Here is a 15,170-nt window from a genome sequence, read left to right as displayed (position 1 = left end):
CAACTCACGGAACTTGTCACGCTTCTCTTTCTGCCTGCGGTTCATATCTCACCTCATAAAATCAAACAGCGTAGGCGTGGCTTTCTCGGCTTCCATCTCTTTCAGATATCCCACGCCGTCCCGGAAGTAATCCGGGTTCAGTTCAATCCCATATCCATAGCGGTCCATTTTCACAGCTGTCATCGGGACTGTCATCAGACCTCCAAACGGATCCAAAACCACATCACCTTTATTTGAATACCTGTTAATGATCCGCTCCACAATATCCAGCTGCAACGGGCAGACGTGCATCTGCTGTCTCCTGCGGCTCTGTGTCGTGTTCAGCGTCCTCATTCTGTTAATATCGTCCCAGACCTCCATCTGGTTCCAGGATCCAGGTGCCACTACCATGAACGTGGCCGGAAGTTTCCCGTCTTCATCCAGCTCCTTTGCCAGCTTCACATGTTCCTCGTAGTCGTATACGGTTTCCCTGCTGTATTTCCTGTATACCGCCTGCAGGTTATCTACAGAAATCTCTTTCAGTTCGTCTTTGCTCACCAGACGATCCCCGGAACTTCTCCAGTAACCGTGAGCATCTATCTGCCACTGCGCCCTGGTATAGTCTTTCTTGGACTTTCTTACCGGGTCATCCGCATAAGCATTGGACCGATCTGACGGCAGCTTCCGGAAGAGAAGAATGTATTCCGGACACCCAACTCCCATCTTGGAACCATCTTTGCACTGCTCCGTCCAACCAAGGCGATAGGTCTGGTTGTTTTCCCGGACCACATCCGTTACCACGGTGATCATCCCGAAATACTGGAATCCGTGTTTCATATAGTGCTTAATGCACATCGCATGGAATGGTTCCACGGTCGGCATTCCCGTCCCCGTGGCATTTCCAAACAGCACCCGGTCCTTCACATGGATCGCCGCCACCCTTCCAGGCTCCAACACTCTCAACAATTCCGGTGTCAGATAGTCCATCTGCTCAAAGAACCGCTCTGTGTTCTGATTATGCCCGAAATCATTGTAGTTAGCACTGTACTCATAATGGTTTCCAAATGGAATTGAAGTATGGATCAGCCCAACAGAATTGCTCTCCATCCTCCTGGTCTCTTCCACACAATCGTCATGTACCGCCATATAGTGCGTACCTTCTACTCTCACCGTTTTCACTCCCATCTTTCGTTTCAGTCCCTGCTATTTTCCGGCGGAAGAAAGACCATATTTCTTCACGATCTCAATCATCTTCTCAACCATGTGATCGTGGTCCTTCCACTTCCGGATCAACTCTTCCTTAATCTTCCTCTCATTCTCCATGTAGATGATGTCAATGATCACCAGCTGATCCTGCAGGAACCGGTAACAGCGGTGTACCGCCTGGATAAAATCATTGAACTCGTAGTCGATCCCGACAAAAATCTCCCGATGGCAGTGCCGCTGAAAATTGCAGCCTGATCCTGACAGAGATTTCTTCGTTGCAAACAGTCGGATCCGTCCTTCTGAAAAATCAATCACACGCTTCTCTCTGATGTCGTAATCTTGAGATCCATAAATATCTACCGTTTCTGGCAACGCCTTCTTGATCTCATGCCGCTCTGCCTCCTGGTCGTGCCACAGAACGAAATGATCTTCCGGAGATGCCTCCGCGATTTCCTTCAGCTTCCGGACCCGGATTCCAATCGTATTCCGCTTCACTTCCGCTGCCTGTTTCAGCCCGGCGGCAGCGTCTGTAAATAATGACATCTGACCATCTTTATCAGTTGCGTCCCCGTAATGGACGGATATCTCATGCCACCTTACATCTAGCGGTGGCAGCACATAACCTTCATCAGAATATGCCGGGTCCAAGTCAGACGGTTTTGTGATAAATAGCGCCCAGGAACTTACCCACAGCCAGAACTCATCCTCCATGTTAGGGTATAGCGTAAGGTTGTTGGCCTTTGTACTGTCCCTCTGGAAGAACCGTGTCAGTGCCTGTCCGGTATCCATGATTTCCAGGTATCCTGCATAATGGATCAGCTCCTTGTACCTGTTTGGGGAAGGCGTCGCTGTCGCCACCAACTTATAGGGAACTCCTTTAAACTTGTCCAAAAACGTCTGGTAGGTTTTGCTCCCAAATGACCGCAGCACACTTACTTCGTCCAAGGAAGTCGCCGCGAAATATGTCGGATCTATATCTCCGTCCCGGACTCGTTCATAATTCGTCAGGATGATCTGGCTGCTGCATTCCCTGATCTCTTCCATCGTCCGGCAGTATTCCGGCTTTTCATATCCCAGAAGCTCCACGGCGTCCCGTGTGAACTCCTGCTTCACACCAAGCGGAAGTACGATCAGCGCCTTCCCGCCGGTTCTCTCTGCAGCCAGGCGGCAAAACTCCAGTTCTTGGATCGTCTTTCCAAGACCAAAACTCTCAAACAGAGCTCTTCTCCCACCCTTCAATGCCCAAGACACTGCGTCTCTCTGATGAGGTTTCAGCGCCGGGTTAATCTTTTCATGGTCCACATCAAAACCACTTTCCGGCGCAATCTCTATTTTCGTCTTCAAAAAATCTAAATAATCCACATCGAAAGGAAGCCAGATATCTTTTCCCGGCCGGGGCTCCCGCCTCCTTTCCATTTTTTAAACAATCTTCAATAACTTCGCCCGGTGTTCTGCCATTTCCTTCTTTCTGGCATTTGCACCAGCCTCATTAATATTTGTGCAAATCCGGATCCAGTTCAGACGGAACCGCTCAAATTCTTCCAGGGTTCCGAAATACTTCTGGATCAATTCTGTTGTGATCATGATTCTCCCTTCTCCACCAGCTTCCTCTCAAGATCGTTCATGTCATAAGACCGCTCCTGGAAATTACTAAACTTACTTCTCTTCTTTCCGACGTCCTTTTTCTCCTGGGTCTTCTTTCCGGATTTCTCCTTTGATTTGTAAAAACTCTTCCATCCGCCTGCTGTTGCCTTCTTTACGATTGCCAGCTGTTCCGCTTGATCATTAGACAATGAAAGAAGGTCTTCCCGGAGTGCTTGAACCTGTTCCGGAATGATCTCGCCGAAGTTATGTTCTCTCACAGACAAGTACAGCTGGAAGGCCCGTTCCAGTTCCGGCGGGAAGGAAGTATTATATATATCATTATTTACTTTACTTTCCTTTAGGGATTGTTCCCGGGAATTATCTTTGTTTTTCCCGGAACTATTATTGTTTTTCTGGGAAAAACCTTCGAATTGGGTACACTTAATAAAAGGTTCTGTTTCTGCTTCTTTTAAAAGCCAGTACCTTCCTGCTTGTATCGGGTTCTTTTTTGCCCGTTCTTTTACGGCAAGCTGGAACCTTCTCTGTATTCCGGCAGAGGTTAGAACAGCGTCCGACTGAAAAAGTGTGTTATCAAACAGTGACCGTGACAGTAAGAATGTTAAAACCTGCTTCACCTTATCCGGACTCATTTTCAAGTCATCGGAAATCAAATACTCAAAATCTTCATTTACCTTCATGTAGTACCCATGTTTATAGATCCTACATAATAAATAGATATATAGGATGATACCATCGGCCCCGTATCGGGCCTTGAGTATCCTTATCTTTTCATCTTCGAAGAAATCCGCATCTAAAGGAAAGTAATCAAGGCCGTCCTTTCTGGGTCTGGCCAACGCTATCACCTACCTTCCGCTGCTGTATTCCTCTACTGTGATATCCAGCCCTTCCATAGCGGAATAGGCTTTCTTTGCCGACACCAGGATAACCTGTGTGTCATCGTGATAGGCCACGCCGTTCAGGGCATCCGCCACTACCTTCACGATATTATCCATGTCCGGCTTCTTCAGCGGAAGGATCTCTCCCTCCAGCATCTGCTTCTGTTTCTTCTTTGATACGCTCTTAGGAGGCAGGAACCTCGCCACGATCCGAAGTACCGCCGGCGTCCCTCTCTCGAGATAAAATCCATCAGCCCGGTTCAGGAACTGGTCCTTGATCAGGTTCTCATACAGAACCGTATTATCCGGAGTATGGGATACATGCTTTCCGGCTGCAGGATTGTAAAAGGTCCGCGCCCTGGCTTTTCCCTGGGGCTTCCCTGGGACCTGGAATGTCACTGACCGCATCATTTCCTCCTTTCTGCCCGCACCGGCCAGATCCAATGCGGGCTTTACTGCTGTGTTATCTAGTTACGTGTGATACATGAACCAAAAGGAAATGCTCTTTCTTATGCGATCACTGTGATATGGTATTTCTCCAGTTCTTCGCTCAATTCATACTCAAGGTACTCTTTGATCTTCTGCATGGTCCCGTTCTTCCATAATCCTCCGTCAGCCTCTACCAGCTTAAAGGCAGGACCGCGGTCCGTGTCCATGATCCGGAACACATAGCTGCTTTCCGGCTGCTCGATCTCTGCAAAGGTACGATAGGGACGCAGCTTCACCGGATTGGGAACGATCACATCCGTTTTGTTCGCAATACCGGTTTTGATGGTGGTTTTCTGGCTGACGCCGTCATCATCATAGTTCGCCGTGGTACCGGCCTGGATGTTCCCGGCCACCTGCATGATCGTCAAAAGATCCGGAGTCTCCAGGAAGTTGGCCTGCAGTTCGATCAGAAATCTCTCCTGGTCATAAGGCCTGTCAAAGTGGAACTCGTTTACGATCGCTTCTGTACGGATCAGAGACTCCCGGTCCCTTTCATTGATCAGCCCGGAATAAAGGCGGACCGTTGTCGGACTTTCCACATGCAGGATCATGCTATCCCGCAGTTCATCCGGCTTGCCTTTGATGTAATCCACCAGAGCGGTCAGTGTGTTGACATTGATCGCTTCTGCAAATGGGAACCGATGATACCGCGTCAGCTGTTTATCGCAGTATGTATCCCCGTTGATCTCCAGGATCTTGGGTTCCATGCTCTCCGCTTTCAATCCTGTGATATACTGTAATGCTTCTCTTAATCCTTCCATCATTGTTCCTTATCCTCCTTATGCTTTCTTTCTTAAATCAACAACATTTGCAGGTCTGTCTTCCTGAATTTCACCAGTCTCCACATCAACAGCCCGTCCATCGACTTCCTGAATGGATCCTCCGGACAGCTGTGCTGTCTGAACATCTTCCATGGACATCTGACCGGGAATCTGGTTCCCGATCTCCACAGCTTCCACCTCTCCGGTACGCAGATCCTTGCCCATGCTAAGTGCTGTCACGGCTCCCAGGGCCGGTGCCAAGGTGGTCTTTGTCTGAACTCCGGTAGCCACAAAGTTCCGATCCTGATTAGGCTTGAAGCCAATGGTCACCGTGATCTTTCTGGTTGCGCTGGGTTCCGTGTTCGGGTCCTGGATGTTTTTAGTCACCTCCTCCATTGCCCGGTTTACCTGGGCAGTAAAGGCGCCGTTCGCAAAGGTTTCAAGATTAATGTGTTTCATAATGTTCCTCCTTCTTTCTTAGTCTTTCATATAGATATGGATTCCTGCTTCCAGGTCCATAGTCTTTCCTGATTTCCATTCATCCCAGAAGGAAATAGTCCGGGATTCCGGCCTTTCCTGTGCTCTGTCCACTTTGATCTTCAACGGGATCTGTACTGCATCACCGATGAACAGCACCTCTCCCGGACTGAATGTAGCCGTAGCATCAACTACACTTTCATTCCCGTCCGGCAGCATCCCCTTGATCATAACCTTGTCATTCTCATTGTTCAGCTTTGCAACAATGAAGTTTGCACATTGAGCCATAATAGTTTTATTCAATTCAGACGGTCTCTGACTGGCAACAAATAATGTCACGCCAAATTTCCGCCCTTCCTTTGCAATCTCTTCAAAGATTGTTACCATCCGCCGTTCCGACGCAGACAATTGAAAATCATTCGGTATATATACATGCGCTTCATCACATACCACCGTCACAGGCGCGACATCCGCACTCTTGAATGTCTTCTGTATCTCATAAATCAGCCTGGTAATCATGCCGATCAGCGGAATCGCCACATCATGAGGAATTTCAGACAGATCAATATTTTTTACCGGTTTATCGTTTGCCAGGATATCTTCTGCCACCTTCAGCAGATAACCCTGATCCTCTTTTTCGAACAGAAATCCGTAACGCTTATCATTCTGCCTATCTTCCATGGTATGGATCACACTGGACAGCTTACCGTAAAAGTCCCCTTTCACTGTCTTTGCCGTCCCGGCCTTATCTCCGGTCTTATATATTTCTCCTGTCAGTATTTCCTCTTCATTCAGCTTTTTCAGCCCATGCAGGAGTTCTGCAAAATCAAAGAATACCGGCCTGTTTTCCCTGCCGTCCGGGCAGGTCTGGTAATAACACTTCCGTAATGCGGACATGACTACAGCCGAAGATTCTTCCCGGACTTTCAGAATATTTGTCACCATATCGGAAAATCCAAACATCCAGATAGGGAATGGGTACTTGTCCCCGATCGTAATATTCCTGACATATGAAAGGTTTCTGTACTCCCCGTGGATGTCAAATACGACGAGATTTGCACCAGGAAGCTTTGACGCTTCCTCCAGAATCCTTGCAACAGTCTCCGACTTTCCGGACCCCGTATTTCCTACGATACAGGCATGCCTCTGGAAAAATTTATTTCCGTCCACCCACGCTTCACATCCATAGTCTGCATACTTTCCGATACAGAATCCGTCTTCCGGATCCTGCAGCATCTTAGAAAAGCCCTCCGGGGTGATCTCTCTTGCCATACAGTCCGTTGCCGGATACCGCTCAATGGACTTCTGGAACTTTCCATCCCGGATACTTCCGATAATGGAACAGTTCACTACTTTGACACTGGTCCCGTCAAGGATAAATCCGTCCTCTTCAATACCGGTTTCCACATCATTGTCTGTAACGGCAGTAACCATCGTTACCAGTTCTGCTGTTCCGTCTGATATGGAGATCAGATCATTGATCCTGACATTGCCAAACTCGGCCTGATCCGTCCGGATCTGTACTTTATCACTCAAAATCTTGATCAGTTTCACTCTCTATACCTCCAACAATTCATTGTAATTCCGGATCCTGGCAGCCTTGATGCTTTTACAGTAATCGCATTTCCCACAATACGCCGGCGGGACAAGTCCATATTTAACAGCGGCATAATGCTGGATGTTCCGTTCTATCTCTGACAGGGCCATATCAATGGTGGAATCCGGTATCTGAAAGATGTCCAGGTCAATCGTCCGCTCCTTCGTAGCCACGGCAAGATAGAACGGAAGAAGTTCGTCTGTATTCATAAGCACCCCTGCCTTATATACCGCGCCCTGCAGGTCATACCTCCAAAAAGGAAGAGATTTGAACCGGGATACTACTTTCAGATCGGTAATGCAGATTCCCGGAAGATAACTGTCCATCTTCATCTTCCACGGAACACCGAAGAGATCAAAAGTCATGATCCGCTGTTTTTCACCAGACATAAACTTCATAAACAATTCATCTGACCGAATCCGGGCTATGATCTCGTTTGCCTTCCGGAACTCGCTACGCAGCTCCTGCTTTCTTGTAAAGACTGCCGGATGATCTTTCATGAACTGATTCAGTGTTCCTTCAAAGTAAGAATCCACAAAAGATCCTGTCAGCATGGCCCTGGTCATTTCCGGCTTGTACTCTCCCCGGATTTTCGCCAAGGCCATAGCCTCACACTGCATGAAGTCTTTATACTGCGATACAGAAAAATACTGCTGATTCGCTTCCGGGGAATAGTAATTATTCTGATCCAGTTCCAGTTTCTTCTGCATCCTTCTTTACGCCTCTCTTTCCGGATTTCTTTTCCTCGGTTTTCTGCTGTTTCGCAAAGGGATCCTGGATCTCTGGGTCTGCCTTATCGGAATCCGGCGCCGGAACCTCAAAGAAATCTTCCCTCTTCGCCATACCATCCTTCAGGGATCGATACACGTTATTTAACCGGAGCATGTCATTTTCGCTGAAAGCCTCGCTTTTGCATCCGATATATTTTTCGATCATTTCCTGAGTAACGGAAAACTTGTCCTCAAACATCTTGATCCCTTTCCGAACACGGTCGATCAGAGGCTCTGTGTTTCCGGTTATTAATGTTTTCTGACACTCTGCCACCGCAGCATCTACCACATCACCCGGAATAATTCCCAGGATGCAGGATCTCAGCCTTCTTGCGCCCTGGTTGGCCACCATCTCATAGATATCCCTTGGGTCCGTAAGCGGGACATTCCCTTTCTTTGTACTCCGCATATGCGGAACACTAAAGATTTTCACCTGCCGTGTGTTCGTTTCCAGATCCCAGGCATAGGCCATCACCTGAGACTCTCCATTTCGCTGCTCAAGCTCCGTGATCCCAAAATCCAGATTTCCCCAGTTCTGCGCCATGGCCTCGGCCAGACGGATAGATGGTCCTGTCACCTTTGTTCCACCTCTGGGGTATTCATACATGGCGCTCTCTGCAAGAGATCTTCTCTGACAGGACCGCAGGATCCGGTTGAAGCTGTCCACCTCATCCCGGGGAAACTTCTTTGCAATGACCATGGCCGCCTGCACTTCCTGTGCCTGCCGACTGATCATCATTTCTGTCTGTGTATTGCGGCCCATCAGTTCGCCGCTCTGTTGCATCATTACTTCATTCATTTCTGCTTTTTCTCCTTCCTTATCCTTTAATTCACCACAAATCCAAGCCCTTGCTCGGTTGCCTCTTCCCGGGCACTTTCCACGGCTTGCAGGTAGGTCCCGTGGAATGCACGCATCCGCTTATCAGAGAACCGGATAATATAGACCGTTTCCTTTTCATCCGATCCGTTGTGGTACCAGTTCCCGGAATAGAACCAGTCCACTACTTCTTTAGCAAGTTCCTTGATGTCACTGCAGTCTTTCACCAGATCCATGAATACCTTCTGCTCCTCCGGTGTACCATAAAGGATCTCCTGGCAGGCGTACCCGAAGGCATCCTTTTCATAGACTCTTCTGCCCTCTTCCGGGCCGATTCCTATGTACATGTCCCGTCACCTCTCAATACAAAAGATCTTCTCCGATGCTGATCAGCTCCCGGAACTCCTCTTCCGATAACGAGATCCCGCGCCCAGGCTTCCTGCAGCCCTGCTCTTCACTCCATCCCCGGATGTCGTATTTGGGTTCCTTTCCGTACCAGGAAACCAGGTTGATCTCTTTCTGATACTTCATCCCTTCCACCACAGGGAAACTGTGTAAATGCTTTATGATTTCAAATTGTGTCTGTGCCACCTTTACATTTTCCTTTCTATCGCTTACAATAAAGTTGATTAGTTACTAGTGCGCCCGAGGTTGCCGCCTCATGTGGGCGCGCTTTTCATTTTGCCAGATCGAAGATCTCTTTCAGCTGCCGGACGCTGAATACGCTATCCGGATCCAGCATACAGATCTTGTCAACCAACTGGCATCTTTTTGATGTGTAGCTTTTGAGGCTTTCCAGATCTGCATCCTTGCGGAATCCTTCCAGAAACTCTTTAAACTCGCTGTCTGACTTCAATGTTGCGATCTCTTTCACTTCTCACCACCTCCTCTCACGCTGTCCGCATATAACAGTAATGGATCAGCAACAATATACATCCTGCCCCCATCACCGCGCCGATCAGGCCGTACAACAGGAGCTCCTTCAGTTCTTCCTTCCACATGCTTGTCCCTCCTTTCAACCGCTTCAAGCGGTTTTCTCTAGCTGGTAGGTTATCTCTGCGCCCTCCTGTTCCGCGATCAGGGAAAGCAGCACCTGTATGATCTTGTTCATATCTGGGTTCACATGCACCACCTCTCTAATATGTATTCCTTACGGATTGTCCGGGTTGCCGGTATCTGGTATAATCTCCTTACAGGCATTGGCATGCCGAGTATTGCGAAGGAGATAGATTATGAGCATTTCTGATGAACTTGATCGAATCCACGAGGATTCCTACAATCATACGCATGATTATTTTTATCCCGATGATATCCCGGATGATGTCATCTTTCCTGATGAAGTCATTTCTGAAAAAATTGATGACTTAAAAAAGACAGTATCTAAGCCATTAAAGCGACAGGTAAAAGCAGTAGAAAAAATCGCTGATTCTGCCAAAACCCAAGCTGATATTGCTGTCAAAACATCTAAAAAGGCTGACATCAAAGGTTGGATTTCTGTAATAATAGCTCTCCTTGCTTTCCTTCTTGAACTTAGCGGACGTCTTGGCTTATTCTAAAAAGATGCCCGAAAGTACAAAAAGAAGCGAAATAATCGACGTTATAAGTCCTACATCCGAAACCGTTATTCTTGACGGTTTCTTTTCCTTTTTATTTTTCTTCATATCATCACTCTCCTTTCTTTCCGCTGTCTGAATTACCAGTTGATTTCCTACGCTGGAAATGCTATAGTAATTTCATCGAACAAATGTTTGGTTTATGTGGCTTCGTCACGATTCGTGTCATTTTTATTAAAAAAAATATACTGAACTGACTTGCCATAAAAAGCAGCTAATCTGATTTTGATTTCGTCTCGTGGTACTCTACTTCCGTTTTCGTACATGGAAAGCGCGGAAGTGCTGATGTTTACAGCTTTTGCAACTTCTTCCTGCGAACGGTTACCACGGAGTTCGACCAATCTATTAGCTATTGCATTTTTGTTCAAATTGTACACCTCCTATAATTTATTCGTCACATTTCGTGTCTAAAGATGTTATACCATACTACACATAGCGTGTCAATAGTTTTTATATAGATTTTTCACGTTATGTGTCATTTTTCATTTACTTTATTCACGTATCGTGTTATGATATGAATACGGAGGTGCGAAATGGGAGACTTCAAAAATGTATTTAAAAATTTACGAATAAAAGCTGGATACACTCAAGATGGTTTGGCTGAAGCCCTCGGACTTTCGCGTAGCGCTGTTAGTATGTACGAAAATGGCAATAGGGAACCAGATTTTGAAACTCTAGAAAAGATTGCTGACTTTTTTAATGTTGATATGAACTATTTACTTGGTTCCTCCACAAAAACCACGGTCATACAAAGCAATTTTGAACCATCATATGAAGAGGTAGAACAGCTTATTGCTCGTAACGGGAAGGACTTCTCGACAGAGCAAAAAATGAGATTGATCAAACTTTTGTCCGAAATAGATTAGCAGAGGACTGATTTTTTTGGATATCAATAGAATAGTCACAACTACCATCAAAGTGTTTCATGAGTGTAATGTACATTCCTTTCCTATTAACTGTGAAGAATTGCTTATTCATTATGGATATCGTCTTTTCACTTATAGGGAACTTCAACAGAAGAATTCGGAGTTGTATGCCTTGTGTCTGGATTATTCAGAAGATGCTTTTCGCTCTGGAGCATCCAAAATCGTAGCATATAATACGGATAGGCCAGAAGGACGTATAAGATTTTCTCTAATGCACGAACTTGGACATCATGTTTTAGAGCACACATACCCTTCTGATCAGAATGAAAAAGAGGCCAATGCATTTGCCAGTAACATTCTGGCCCCGAGAATGGCCATACACTATGCGCAGTGCAAAAATGCAAATGACGTATCAAAATTATTCGGTATGTCTTTTGAGGCTGCTGACAATGCCTATGTAGATTATAGAAAATGGCGCAGAAAAGTTGTAACTCATAAAATGACTATTCTTGATAAAGCCATGTATGCTCAGTTCTATAACTCGGATCAGAACTGTTTCGTGTGGAGTAAAAAAAGATGTGACTTTTGTGGAAAAATTTTATATAACTCCTACGATAGCCACTGTCATATATGCGAAATTCCATCGGTTGACCGGATTTTTTCTAATATAAATTGCACCGATTATTTTAGGGATTTCCCAGAAGACAGACAACGCCTCCGGGCTATGGAAGAAAAATGGTTATACGATGTTTAATATAACTCCAGAATTTATTTCTCAATGTAAGGTAGAAATGAGGAAATACTATGGGATTATTAAATTTATTCAAACGAACAAAACCAATCGATCTTGTAGCTCTTCAAAGGGATTTGGACATAGTAAATGACTGTGCAGAATTAATGGAAAACACTGTCAATCCCGAAACATTTTTCAGTAGGTATGATCTATATATGGAAAAGCTCGCTATATTGGCTGAGGCACAAGCATCGCATAAAGTAAAAGTAAAAGGCGATAATATCATCCATAAATACGAGCAGATGAAAGCGTATGAAAAAAGGGTCGAGATAATCAATTCTTTCATCGACAGAATGTGGGCTGACACCTGTCAAAAAGCTGATAAACTGAAAACCGAAAAAGGAAAGGAAAACAGATTCAACAAATTTGTCGAAACCTTATCCTCCTACAATGAGTGCATGCCAGATCAATGTGTAGAACACTATAACAATTTGTTTTCAAATGCACCTCGTACAGCAGAAAAAAATAGAAATAAAATTGATGCTGACAAAATTGATAAAATGCAGCGTATCGAAGCCAGTGATGCTTATAAAGAACGGATATATAAAAAATATTATAGGCATTACCCAGAAAAGCCTTTCATTTCTCAAGACAGAGAATTAAACACTGATTGGCTAAAACAGGTAGATATGTTCGGGGAATCCACACTTATACCAAAGTCTATGATGACGCGGTTTTCAGATGGGCTACTCCCTGGTCACGTATACATGCTTTATTGGATAGACAAGATACATAGGAAAAGAATACCTGTCTACTTTGAATATGAGTTTGGAATTGATTTTAAAAAGGAAAAACTGTTCTTACAGGAAAATGGATATCTGGATAATGATAATCACGTAACTGAAAAAGGGCATCAAGCTATATCATCCCATTATGATGTTATTCAAAACAAGAAATAATCATTAAGTTATAACCGCCCAGGCGATTATATAGGTTTCTCAGTGTAAGGATGCGAAAGAGAGGAAAAGGGTATGGAAGAAACAACGTCAAAGAGGAAAACAAAAAAATGGATTATCTTAGCCTTAGTTTGTGTAATTGCGCTCATCGGTGTTTGCATCTGGTATTTCCAATTTAAAAGGCCTCATGATATAGCTGTTGAAGATTTTAATGACGCAGCGGCGGCGGTAACCGAGCAAAATACAGAACTTGAAAATACCATTGCAGATGCACAGTCTATTCTTGACTCTGGAGAACCACCGTATGATTCCGCTACAACAGATGCTTTAACCACTGCCATTGCAGATGCTACAGCAGAAATGCGAGATGTTCCAGATATCCCTGATAAAACAGAGGATATCATTAATGCAACAAACGAACTGCTCAAACCCTTAGACTATTCGGATACGATTTCCGATATCACTGCCAAGCAGGAAGCATTGGAAATCAGTATCACCCAGCTTAAACAAGTTACAAATCCTTCACAGGATTTTATTATTCAAAGGTTACAGGACATTGATGGAGTTACTGGTTATCAAGCAGTTACCGAAGATCATGATCCTAATGGCAATCTAAACAAACAAGGTGGTTATACAGCCGCTGTTTATTTCTCAAGTTCTGCCATTGATCAAAATGCCGTTTATGGAAGTGATATTGTCGAAAAAGGAACAGAGGGCGGCGGATGTGTTGAAGTATATGCTTCTACTGAAGATGCAGAAAGTCGAAACACTTATCTGTCTGCATTTGATGGAGCCGGCTTTCTCGATCCTGGTTCTCATACTGTCGTTGGGACTGTCATTATACGTACTTCTTCTAAGCTAACAGCAACACAACAAACGGACTTAACACAAAAAATAACAGATAAGTTAATTGAAGTACAATAACCAAAGATAATACAATTATAAATCTAAACATGAAAAACCGGCCCGGCGCGCCAACACCGGACCGAATTATACAAACAACTGTTTATTTACACAGCTTTCCTAGTATATCATTTTTTAGTTGAAAATACAAATATTTTTTGTGAATACTTGACAAGACTTTTGCATATGGATATAATACTAATTGCAATTAGTGAATGACTGCTGTGCGGTCGCAAAAGAGTCTTGGAATAGTGTTCCAAGGCTCTTTTTGCTATTGGAGGTACATAAGAAAATGGATGAAATAGCTTATACTTCTCTATCTGAACAAATTGAAAAATTAAAATCACAAAACTTACTAATAGAAGATGAAGCTATGGCTAAAGATGCGCTCAATTTATACGGATACTCAAATTTAATCAAAAGCTATCGTGATCCATACATAATTATCGTTGATGGGAAGAAAGTATATCGTTCCGGCGTATCTTTTAACCAATTAGTTTCGTTATACCTGTTAGATAAAAATTTAAGGAATTCTGTCATGGCTGCAATGATAGATCTGGAAGAACACATAAAGGAAGCTGCTGCAGATGTTGTAGCCCATTCTTTTGGCACTCATCCAGATGATTACTTAAATTTTAGAAATTATAGCAATAAACGGAAAAGGAAATACCGCTTTACTTTGGCTGGCATAATGGAAACTATGAAGAAGGCTTTGGATACTGATAAAAATCCTATATGCCACTATCAAACTGAACACGGTGTCGTTCCTCCTTGGATATTATTTAAAAGCATATATTTTAGTACATTGGTAAATTACATTGATCAGTTTAAAACATCTCAAAAGAATGAAATAATTGATAAAATATATAATCTAAAGGATTTACAGCTCGATTATGATTCTGCTAGAAAATTAATGATGGACTCTTTATTTATATGTATGGAATATCGAAATCTAGCAGCTCATGGTGGGCGAACATATAATTATGTATGCGAAAGTTCTCTCCGAACTAATGAAATTTTTAAATCGGAACATGAAATAACGATATCCGGTTTTAGCCAACTTCTATTTATATTAGGTCTATTTAAGTATAAAAACCCATTCTATCACTTAAATAGTACTCTAAACGAAGAAGTGAATAGACATTGTACCAAATTCCCACAAGACGTAACATATCTTGGACAAATATTAAATATCAATATTGTACCACAAACTTTTGTATATATAACAAATTCAAGCAACAAATATCATTTAAATCCATATTGTAGTGGTATAAAAGATGCTACCCCCTTAGAATTGGAGGAAGCAAAAGCGCAAAATTACATTCCTTGCAAAAGATGTTGTAAATAGACAAACCGCCCGGCACTACCAATACCGAGCGGCTATGTACAAGACTCCAGGAAGAGCCTCGCAGCCGTAATCAATACGGCTCCCTCAAAAATCATTCTATCATCTTCCTGGAAACAGCGCAAGCGGAACACCCGTTCCGGCTGGCTGTTATTTTTGTACCTGTTTTTCAATATAA

The 15,170-nt window shown here is 44.0% G+C and carries 20 protein-coding genes; 6 read left to right on the top strand and 14 right to left on the bottom strand.

Going from position 1 to position 15,170, the window contains the following annotated elements; translation table 11 throughout:
• Positions 1-48 precede the first annotated feature (48 nt).
• The 13 genes from ABGT54_RS03060 to ABGT54_RS03000 all read right to left on the bottom strand — a co-directional run bounded on the left by ABGT54_RS03060 (position 49) and on the right by ABGT54_RS03000 (position 9,450).
• Positions 49-1,149, bottom strand: a complete 1,101-nt coding sequence (locus ABGT54_RS03060; protein WP_346662789.1) for a DNA methyltransferase — start codon at positions 1,147-1,149, stop codon at positions 49-51.
• 33 nt (positions 1,150-1,182) lie between these two features.
• A complete protein-coding gene (locus ABGT54_RS03055; RefSeq protein ID WP_346662788.1) occupies positions 1,183-2,529 on the bottom strand; it encodes a hypothetical protein in 1,347 nt (448 codons plus the stop codon).
• Between the two features lie 75 nt (positions 2,530-2,604).
• Positions 2,605-2,769: a hypothetical protein gene (locus ABGT54_RS03050; RefSeq protein ID WP_346662787.1), complete on the bottom strand. Its 165-nt coding sequence runs from the start codon at positions 2,767-2,769 to the stop codon at positions 2,605-2,607.
• Entirely contained in the window at positions 2,766-3,623 is an 858-nt protein-coding gene (locus ABGT54_RS03045) for a DUF4373 domain-containing protein (protein ID WP_346662786.1), read from the bottom strand. Before ABGT54_RS03045 ends, ABGT54_RS03050 begins: the two co-directional genes overlap by 4 nt.
• Positions 3,624-3,632: 9 nt before the next feature.
• Entirely contained in the window at positions 3,633-4,073 is a 441-nt protein-coding gene (locus ABGT54_RS03040) for a RusA family crossover junction endodeoxyribonuclease (RefSeq protein ID WP_346662785.1), read from the bottom strand.
• A 101-nt stretch (positions 4,074-4,174) separates the two neighbouring features.
• Complete coding sequence (locus tag ABGT54_RS03035; RefSeq protein WP_346662784.1) at positions 4,175-4,918, bottom strand: hypothetical protein; 744 nt, start codon at positions 4,916-4,918, stop codon at positions 4,175-4,177.
• Positions 4,919-4,933: 15 nt separating this feature from the next.
• Positions 4,934-5,374: a hypothetical protein gene (locus tag ABGT54_RS03030; protein WP_346662783.1), complete on the bottom strand. Its 441-nt coding sequence runs from the start codon at positions 5,372-5,374 to the stop codon at positions 4,934-4,936.
• A gap of 18 nt (positions 5,375-5,392) precedes the next feature.
• Positions 5,393-6,946 carry an ATP-binding protein gene (locus tag ABGT54_RS03025; protein WP_346662782.1) on the bottom strand — a complete coding sequence of 518 codons (1,554 nt, stop codon included), beginning with the start codon at positions 6,944-6,946 and terminating at the stop codon, positions 5,393-5,395.
• A gap of 3 nt (positions 6,947-6,949) precedes the next feature.
• Entirely contained in the window at positions 6,950-7,699 is a 750-nt protein-coding gene (locus tag ABGT54_RS03020) for a PD-(D/E)XK nuclease-like domain-containing protein (protein ID WP_346662781.1), read from the bottom strand.
• Positions 7,668-8,558, bottom strand: a complete 891-nt coding sequence (locus ABGT54_RS03015) for a hypothetical protein (protein WP_346662780.1) — start codon at positions 8,556-8,558, stop codon at positions 7,668-7,670. Before ABGT54_RS03015 ends, ABGT54_RS03020 begins: the two co-directional genes overlap by 32 nt.
• Positions 8,559-8,584: 26 nt before the next feature.
• Positions 8,585-8,923: a hypothetical protein gene (locus ABGT54_RS03010; RefSeq protein WP_346662779.1), complete on the bottom strand. Its 339-nt coding sequence runs from the start codon at positions 8,921-8,923 to the stop codon at positions 8,585-8,587.
• Positions 8,924-8,936: 13 nt separating this feature from the next.
• Positions 8,937-9,167 carry a PC4/YdbC family ssDNA-binding protein gene (locus ABGT54_RS03005; protein WP_346662778.1) on the bottom strand — a complete coding sequence of 77 codons (231 nt, stop codon included), beginning with the start codon at positions 9,165-9,167 and terminating at the stop codon, positions 8,937-8,939.
• Positions 9,168-9,252: 85 nt separating this feature from the next.
• A complete protein-coding gene (locus ABGT54_RS03000; protein ID WP_346662777.1) occupies positions 9,253-9,450 on the bottom strand; it encodes a hypothetical protein in 198 nt (65 codons plus the stop codon).
• Between the two features lie 358 nt (positions 9,451-9,808).
• Here ABGT54_RS03000 and ABGT54_RS02995 point away from each other — a divergent pair, with 358 nt between their 5' ends.
• Entirely contained in the window at positions 9,809-10,132 is a 324-nt protein-coding gene (locus ABGT54_RS02995; protein WP_346662776.1) for a hypothetical protein, read from the top strand.
• 197 nt (positions 10,133-10,329) lie between these two features.
• Here ABGT54_RS02995 and ABGT54_RS02990 read toward each other — a convergent pair whose 3' ends face one another.
• Positions 10,330-10,557, bottom strand: a complete 228-nt coding sequence (locus ABGT54_RS02990; RefSeq protein ID WP_346662775.1) for a helix-turn-helix transcriptional regulator — start codon at positions 10,555-10,557, stop codon at positions 10,330-10,332.
• Between the two features lie 165 nt (positions 10,558-10,722).
• Here ABGT54_RS02990 and ABGT54_RS02985 point away from each other — a divergent pair, with 165 nt between their 5' ends.
• The 5 genes from ABGT54_RS02985 (at position 10,723) to ABGT54_RS02965 (ending at position 14,995) form a co-directional block, all read left to right on the top strand.
• Positions 10,723-11,055 (top strand): helix-turn-helix transcriptional regulator, encoded by a 333-nt coding sequence (locus ABGT54_RS02985; RefSeq protein ID WP_346662774.1) that lies wholly within the window; start codon positions 10,723-10,725, stop codon positions 11,053-11,055.
• A gap of 16 nt (positions 11,056-11,071) precedes the next feature.
• Positions 11,072-11,809 (top strand): ImmA/IrrE family metallo-endopeptidase, encoded by a 738-nt coding sequence (locus ABGT54_RS02980; protein ID WP_346662773.1) that lies wholly within the window; start codon positions 11,072-11,074, stop codon positions 11,807-11,809.
• Between the two features lie 50 nt (positions 11,810-11,859).
• The gene (locus ABGT54_RS02975; RefSeq protein ID WP_346662772.1) at positions 11,860-12,747 is read left to right on the top strand and encodes a hypothetical protein; all 888 of its coding nucleotides are present in this window, start codon (positions 11,860-11,862) and stop codon (positions 12,745-12,747) included.
• 72 nt (positions 12,748-12,819) lie between these two features.
• Complete coding sequence (locus ABGT54_RS02970; RefSeq protein WP_346662771.1) at positions 12,820-13,668, top strand: hypothetical protein; 849 nt, start codon at positions 12,820-12,822, stop codon at positions 13,666-13,668.
• 271 nt (positions 13,669-13,939) lie between these two features.
• A complete protein-coding gene (locus ABGT54_RS02965; RefSeq protein WP_346662770.1) occupies positions 13,940-14,995 on the top strand; it encodes an Abi family protein in 1,056 nt (351 codons plus the stop codon).
• Positions 14,996-15,170 lie beyond the last annotated feature (175 nt).

The sequence above is a fragment of the uncultured Merdimonas sp. genome, assembly GCF_963929015.1.
Lineage (GTDB): Bacteria > Bacillota > Clostridia > Lachnospirales > Lachnospiraceae > Merdimonas.
Note: the sequence above shows the minus strand (reverse complement) of the source record. Positions and strands in the feature narration are given on the sequence as shown.

Excerpts from the sequence above, each read along its gene's own strand:
- ABGT54_RS03050 (WP_346662787.1), bottom strand. The coding sequence starts at position 2,769 with ATGATCACAACAGAATTGATCCAGAAGTATTTCGGAACCCTGGAAGAA.
- ABGT54_RS03040 (WP_346662785.1), bottom strand. The coding sequence starts at position 4,073 with ATGCGGTCAGTGACATTCCAGGTCCCAGGGAAGCCCCAGGGAAAAGCC.
- ABGT54_RS03035 (WP_346662784.1), bottom strand. The coding sequence starts at position 4,918 with ATGATGGAAGGATTAAGAGAAGCATTACAGTATATCACAGGATTGAAA.
- ABGT54_RS03030 (WP_346662783.1), bottom strand. The coding sequence starts at position 5,374 with ATGAAACACATTAATCTTGAAACCTTTGCGAACGGCGCCTTTACTGCC.
- ABGT54_RS03020 (WP_346662781.1), bottom strand. The coding sequence starts at position 7,699 with ATGCAGAAGAAACTGGAACTGGATCAGAATAATTACTATTCCCCGGAA.
- ABGT54_RS03015 (WP_346662780.1), bottom strand. The coding sequence starts at position 8,558 with ATGAATGAAGTAATGATGCAACAGAGCGGCGAACTGATGGGCCGCAAT.
- ABGT54_RS03010 (WP_346662779.1), bottom strand. The coding sequence starts at position 8,923 with ATGTACATAGGAATCGGCCCGGAAGAGGGCAGAAGAGTCTATGAAAAG.
- ABGT54_RS02995 (WP_346662776.1), top strand. The coding sequence starts at position 9,809 with ATGAGCATTTCTGATGAACTTGATCGAATCCACGAGGATTCCTACAAT.
- ABGT54_RS02985 (WP_346662774.1), top strand. The coding sequence starts at position 10,723 with ATGGGAGACTTCAAAAATGTATTTAAAAATTTACGAATAAAAGCTGGA.
- ABGT54_RS02975 (WP_346662772.1), top strand. The coding sequence starts at position 11,860 with ATGGGATTATTAAATTTATTCAAACGAACAAAACCAATCGATCTTGTA.
- ABGT54_RS02970 (WP_346662771.1), top strand. The coding sequence starts at position 12,820 with ATGGAAGAAACAACGTCAAAGAGGAAAACAAAAAAATGGATTATCTTA.
- ABGT54_RS02965 (WP_346662770.1), top strand. The coding sequence starts at position 13,940 with ATGGATGAAATAGCTTATACTTCTCTATCTGAACAAATTGAAAAATTA.